Genomic DNA, 5,841 nt, shown 5'->3' with positions numbered 1-5,841 from the left:
CCGACCCAGAAGGCCAGCCAGCTCCACGAACTCCTGCCTCACCACTGGCAGCACACCGACTGATCACTGGCAAGCGGTGTTGCCCGTTCGCTTACGTTCGAGCTCTGAGAGCACGGGTTGCGCGATGCCCTTATAGTTGGCGAAGAACGAAATTTCGTCGTGGCCCCAGAACGCGCTTCGCTGGGTTGTTGCAGCCAGCTCTCGCGGTGTTAACTCGCAGTTAAGTCGAATTGCAACATCGATCACGTCATCAACTTCCGGCTCGTTGCTGTTGATAGTCAATAGATCAGCCAAGTAGTCGCGAACCGACGGTAGACACTGACCCTCGAGCATTTTGATAACGTCTTCGTGTGGAAAGAAGCTCGGGCCGTTGAAAGTATCGACGTTAGGCAATCCCGTCTTGTCTTTAGCCAAAATGTACGCCGGGTCGACGTCAACCAACGCCAGCACACCCGCTCTGCGGACGTCACTCCTTGGGTCGGCAAGCATCTCGATGAAGCGTTCTCTATCCTCTTTGGAAGCGACGCTCGCCAACACCAGCGCTGCATTCAAATGCTGTTCAGCGGCGAAATCGCCCGGCCTTTCCAGCACGGTGATCGCATACTCCCTCGCTCGATTTAAGTCGCCCGCATCGGCTGCGATTGCAGCATGGAAGTCCAGTCTGACGAGCACTTCGAGGAGCGGCATCACGGGCTGACCCACCGGTGCAGTTAGCACAAAGGTATCCCCAGTGGGCGGTTGAAGCAGCGCTTCAGTCCCGTAATCTAGTGTCCATACATGTCGGGGGAAGCCTGGCAGGTTGAAGTCTGGGTGTCCGCGGTAGATTGACAAATACCGCCCGTCGTTAGTGACGTACTCCGAGGCGTCCAACCAGCCATAGGCGCTGACGACTGAAAAAAACGTAACCGCAGTGACGATCTTTCCCCATCTGGCCAGCCGACGGCGCACGTAAGCGCGCGAATACCTCGCTGTATTCAATTCTATGGATTGCAGTGACAATCCACGGTGGACGAATAAGATGGGGTCATTATGGTGGATCCCAATCGCGCGTAATCGCTGATGACGGCCGCCCTGTAGTTCGAGTTGCTCTCCAACATAGTGGTTGAGAGCAGTCATGAGACCGTTGAATCGGATGACGTGGGGATCCCCACTCAGGGTCGTTTCGCCGGAGAGGATGGAGATTAGGCCTTTAGTGAAGAGTGTCCCTGTACCATCTACGCGCTCGTGGCTCGGTTCATCTGCGCCGGCGCTAGCGATCAGCAAGCGGTACTCCTGATCACTGTCTTGGCGAAAAAAACGATCTGCTCGGGCCCCGAAACCCGCGCCTCGGCAACAGTCGAGGACTACCAATACGCCGCGTAAACAATGTCCATCGAGCGCCGCTTCGATGTCAGAGGCTGTCAGCGCAGTATCGGCGAGCGTGTCGTATAAAGTGCCGTGAACGCAGAGATAATGTTCATTATCTCTAGTGATACCGTGGCCTGCAAAGTAGACAAAAAGAGTTCCGTCTATCGGCATTCTAGAAACCACGTGCTGGAGCGTGCTACGAATCTTCGAGAGACTCGCTTGATTACCGCACAGGGTGGTAACGTTTTTATAGGGGACCGCGCAGCCATTCTCATCGGTCAGCGTGTCCCGGAGTTTCTCAACATCCAACTCCGGACTGAGAAGTGGCCTCAGTTCGAGCGATGAGTGTGTTCTGTCGACGCCAATCAGTATTGCGTATATCGATCGACCAAACGAGGCTGCTGTACTACGCATTGGCTAGAACCAGGGCGATAGGAAACGCCTACGGTCGGGTGCGAACCCTTGACCGCGGTCTATTGTGTCGGGACTACCTTGACCGAGCATACTGTTGCCTCCGGCCGCACAGCTATAGACTAGGAATCCATTGATCACGCCGACCAAGTACTGGACCGCGGTTCCATCGGTCAGGAACACACCAAGCTCTACGATTATCATGGCGATCAGTAGGGCCAGCCACTTCGGATTGAAGTTGAACGCCTGCTGCATACCGTTCGACACAACGAACGTAGCGCCCGTTGCGCCGCTTAATGTAAGCATGCTTTGGACTGTAAAAAATTCGCTTGGCAATTCCATAGCCCCTTCCTCTATTGCAGCCCTTGAGTATGTCTGCATTGGGTCATCAACTGCCTCAGCAACCTCATCAGCATAGACTAAGGTTTCTCTATCGGCCAGAAGCGAAATTTTAGTATTAACTAATATAATAACGTCCATCACCTGCGCTAACGAGCGTAGCAAGGAAGCGATCAGGTGCTTGTCTTTGTTTGGGCATTTTTTGCGCCCTCATAGATTAACTTCCATTCTTGTGAACCATCATCCCACTGTTCCATTGCATAGACCACTGGGGCTCCTTCAAGTGCTATTTGAGCACCACCACCAATATAAGGGGGATGATCCTGTGCGTGAGGCTCGTAATAATATTTATAAAACTTCAGAGCACTGTTACTTGGATCCTGTCTATCGCCGTTAAAGGCAACATAGGCAGATCGCTTTACCGTTGCCGTAAGCACAGTCACTCGAAGTTTGCAGTCACTCCACTCAGGGAGTATTTGCAAAGCATCGCGAGTACTCTCGGGATCACTCCACGCGGTATATGAGCACCAGTGGTATCTCGGCTTTGACCTACGCACGGGATGCCTCTGTCGTGGTACGAAGGGCAAACGTCCGATTCTAATAATATATTCTCTAGTGCATTCCCCTGTCGGATAAACGGTGCTTTCTGAATCTAAGACCCTAAATAGTCGGTCAGATAGATTTTCAATGCCAATAATTTTAAATTGGGGAAAGGCGGGTTTAGGAGGAATGACAGTAACTGGATATTTCTTCTCATACCTCTCTATGCCCCCGACCCATTCTTGCATGTACTCAAGACTGCTAAGCAGTGCCTGCCTCCCCGGCGCGTTATTGGTTCGAAAAATGTTAGCCAACTCCTCGGTGCGATGATGGCCAAACTCGTCGACAAAGCGTGAGCACACGATCAAAAAACCCTCTAGGGCTTTCTCTGTCAGAATTCCATCCATTAACGAAACCAAAACTTCTACCTGCTCCCTCGTTAATGGATCGTCTTCCGGGTGCCATTTTGTTAAGAGATGTAGCACTTTGAAACCATATATTTATGCCCTAACAGCGTATTCAACGGTGTGTTCTATGATTGGGTGAACGTACCGAAATGTTTGTCCAGCAATTGCAGCCTTCCAAGGTTCTCGCAAGCCTTTGATCATTAAATTTAATTAGTAACATTGGGCATTATAATATCCAAAGTTCGCACGCCTGCTGCATTTTCCGGAACAGCTACTTTGGGTCGTCACTTGCCCAGCTTTTTCATCACCATAGTCTAACGCTCCCCTTTCGGCCAGGAGCGGACTGTTAGCGAGCGCTAACGCCACGCGTAACCGGCAGCCAAAGGTGTAGCTGAAGCGCAGCGGAAGCCGCGCCGCTTTTGGCTGTCCGAGTTTACGCGATTATTAGGCTACTTCGTCCAACAACTCAGTTACCTTACCAATGGCATTTGCGATCTTTTCGAGCGCTTGTTCAAGTTTTGCCAAATCATCAATAGCTTCTTTGGTTTTCTTGGCGGCTTCCTTCATTGAAGTAGTTGCCTTTTTATATTTTTCCGTATTTTTATTAATCGCAGCATCGATCAAATCTATTTGCTGGTCATACAAAACGTCAAGTTTTGCGATGACATCGTCAGAAGGTGGGTTTTGCGAATCTCTGAGTTTCTCGAGGTTTCGAATCGTATTGTGTAGTTCTTTGCCTAAACTGGTCATTTCTATCCTCCTCAAATATTAGTTTTCAAGCACTTGGAACATATTTACAAGTTCTTGAACTTTTTTAGCATAAGCTTTTATGTCATCTGTTGAATAGGGTTCTTCTTTTATTACTTTTACCAATTCTGTATTTGCTTTTTTAAGGCTATCAATGGCTTTTTCAGCCTTTTTACTAATTTCATTGGCCCGTGATATTGCTCTCTCGGATAAAACCAGAGCCTGAACAGCATGATCTCTTTCCAAGACTGAGTATTGATCGCCTGCATTAACTAAACGCATTGATGCATTTTTAAGACGCTTGGCGGTTGTGTCGTAAGCCTTTATGTATCCAAGAGAACCGTCATTTAGGGAGAAATCTTCAGCAAGCAAATCAGCCAGTTCGTTAACCGATTCCTCATACGCAGGAATTATCTCCTTTGCAGCATCGGCCTTCTTATTGTCTATCCAGAACGAACCGAAGCCAACAATAATTTTATTGATAGCTCCTTTCTCTTCTTCAGATAAATCTTTTTTTAATGCTGCTGTTGTATTATTTATCAGAGAGTTGGCAGCTTTTTGAAGATCTTCGGCTCTATCTTCAGTCGCTAGATTAACTAGTAGATCGCCATACGATTTAAGCGCTTTAGTTGCTGCTATCCGAGTTGCAGTTGCTTCAGGTGAAGTAGGACGGTCAAATTTAAGATCGCTAGCTGTTTTAGTGTTATCAATGGCAACAAGCTCCTTGTTCATTTCAATGATCCCATTCCTGATATTGACAAATTCTTCCTCTCCCAGTTTGCCAATATTTTCTGTTGCGGACCCAAAAGATTGTGTTTGGACAATCTGTTTTGATGTCAGACCACAGCCGCTTAGAAGCACTACGAACAGCAGGCATCCTGCTATAAGAGTGAGATTTTTCTTCATTTCACTTTCCTCTGGTTGCTAAAGTACATGGTTTAATTTTCAAAGCCTAACAGGTATTAGACAGCCTTCTCGTTGAACTTCTTGAACGAGCACGCGCATTCAAGAATGTTATGACGCGCGCTCGCAGACTTCCTAAATTACTGAACAATTAATACATTAAATATAGCTCGACCACATCGCACCAGTCACCACGCGCGCTGCATAACTCTGATGAACGTGCTTGTGGCCGTTCCCGGCATATCGGATTTGGGTCGCCAGCAGCCTCAACACCCCCATCAGCATAGTCTGAGATTCACCATTCGGCCAGAAGCGGTCTTTCAGAAAATCTTGATTAAAGATGAAGCTTAGCTGCGGCGAAGCGGTCGGCTGAAGCGTTTGTTAGGCTCTAAGTTTCATGGAGTAAGAACATTGCTACCTTTTTTCCTGACCCATCATTTCGTCGGATTCAAGCGGTGGTCAGTAGAACAGTCAGCTCCTTGAGGTTTTCCGCTGCTATGGGCGGGCTTCACCATCTTGTAATCTCTGTGGGAAACTTCGATGCGAAAAATATCAACATCCCGATCATAATTACTTAAGACACTCCTAATCTCCTTACTTCTTGCGTCGCACCGAATGCCCATGATCACTTCTCGAAGTAAAAACCTGTCGGCAAAATCCTCAAAAACCAGTCGATCATCCAGGACTTTCTCGCGGAACCGCACTAGGCAGCGGTGCTCCTGCTCATACTCCCAATGCTTATGCTTTTTGGACAGCATACTCCGAAGGAAGGCTCGATCCTTAAGGTCAAGAGAATCCTTGAGTTCGTCACCAGACGATCTTCCTTTGACGTACTCGATTGGAAATAAGTCTTCCTCCTGGACATCGAAGCCAAGGCAGATGCCACGATGGGAGTCCCCATAGTGGGCCCACTGAACCGGACTCGTGTAGTTCCCGCTAAAGCAGATTACACCGTATTCCCTGTTAGCCCGGTTACGCCGGCCTTGGAGAACTTTTCTAGTAAGCCAGTTGGTGGTCTCCAGATGGAAATACTCGAATGGTGTCGGCGCCGGAGCTATAAGTCCGTAAATCATCAAAACAGATTGTCCCCCCGACCCGCATGACCTTTCCTTGCTGGTGACCAAACCTGTAAGGGCCGCGCCATGCT

At 48.7% G+C, this 5,841-nt stretch carries 5 protein-coding genes; all 5 read right to left on the bottom strand.

Annotation, left to right across the window (positions count from 1 at the left end; all coding sequences use genetic code 11):
* Nucleotides 1–63: 63 nt before the first annotated feature.
* Nucleotides 64–1,761, bottom strand: coding sequence for a caspase family protein (locus tag DFP85_RS18650; protein WP_133637909.1), 1,698 nt, complete (start codon nucleotides 1,759–1,761; stop codon nucleotides 64–66).
* 509 nt (nucleotides 1,762–2,270) lie between these two features.
* Entirely contained in the window at nucleotides 2,271–3,044 is a 774-nt protein-coding gene (locus tag DFP85_RS18645; RefSeq protein ID WP_133637908.1) for a hypothetical protein, read from the bottom strand.
* Nucleotides 3,045–3,488: 444 nt separating this feature from the next.
* Nucleotides 3,489–3,794 carry a hypothetical protein gene (locus DFP85_RS18640; protein ID WP_133637907.1) on the bottom strand — a complete coding sequence of 102 codons (306 nt, stop codon included), beginning with the start codon at nucleotides 3,792–3,794 and terminating at the stop codon, nucleotides 3,489–3,491.
* An 18-nt stretch (nucleotides 3,795–3,812) separates the two neighbouring features.
* Nucleotides 3,813–4,697: a hypothetical protein gene (locus DFP85_RS18635; protein WP_133637906.1), complete on the bottom strand. Its 885-nt coding sequence runs from the start codon at nucleotides 4,695–4,697 to the stop codon at nucleotides 3,813–3,815.
* Between the two features lie 431 nt (nucleotides 4,698–5,128).
* The coding region (locus DFP85_RS18630; RefSeq protein WP_208108551.1) for a DUF2971 domain-containing protein at nucleotides 5,129–5,841 on the bottom strand (713 nt) is incomplete at its 5' end.

Source organism: Halomonas ventosae (assembly GCF_004363555.1).
In the GTDB taxonomy this organism is placed as follows: Bacteria; Pseudomonadota; Gammaproteobacteria; order Pseudomonadales; family Halomonadaceae; genus Halomonas; species Halomonas ventosae.
Note: the sequence above shows the minus strand (reverse complement) of the source record. Positions and strands in the feature narration are given on the sequence as shown.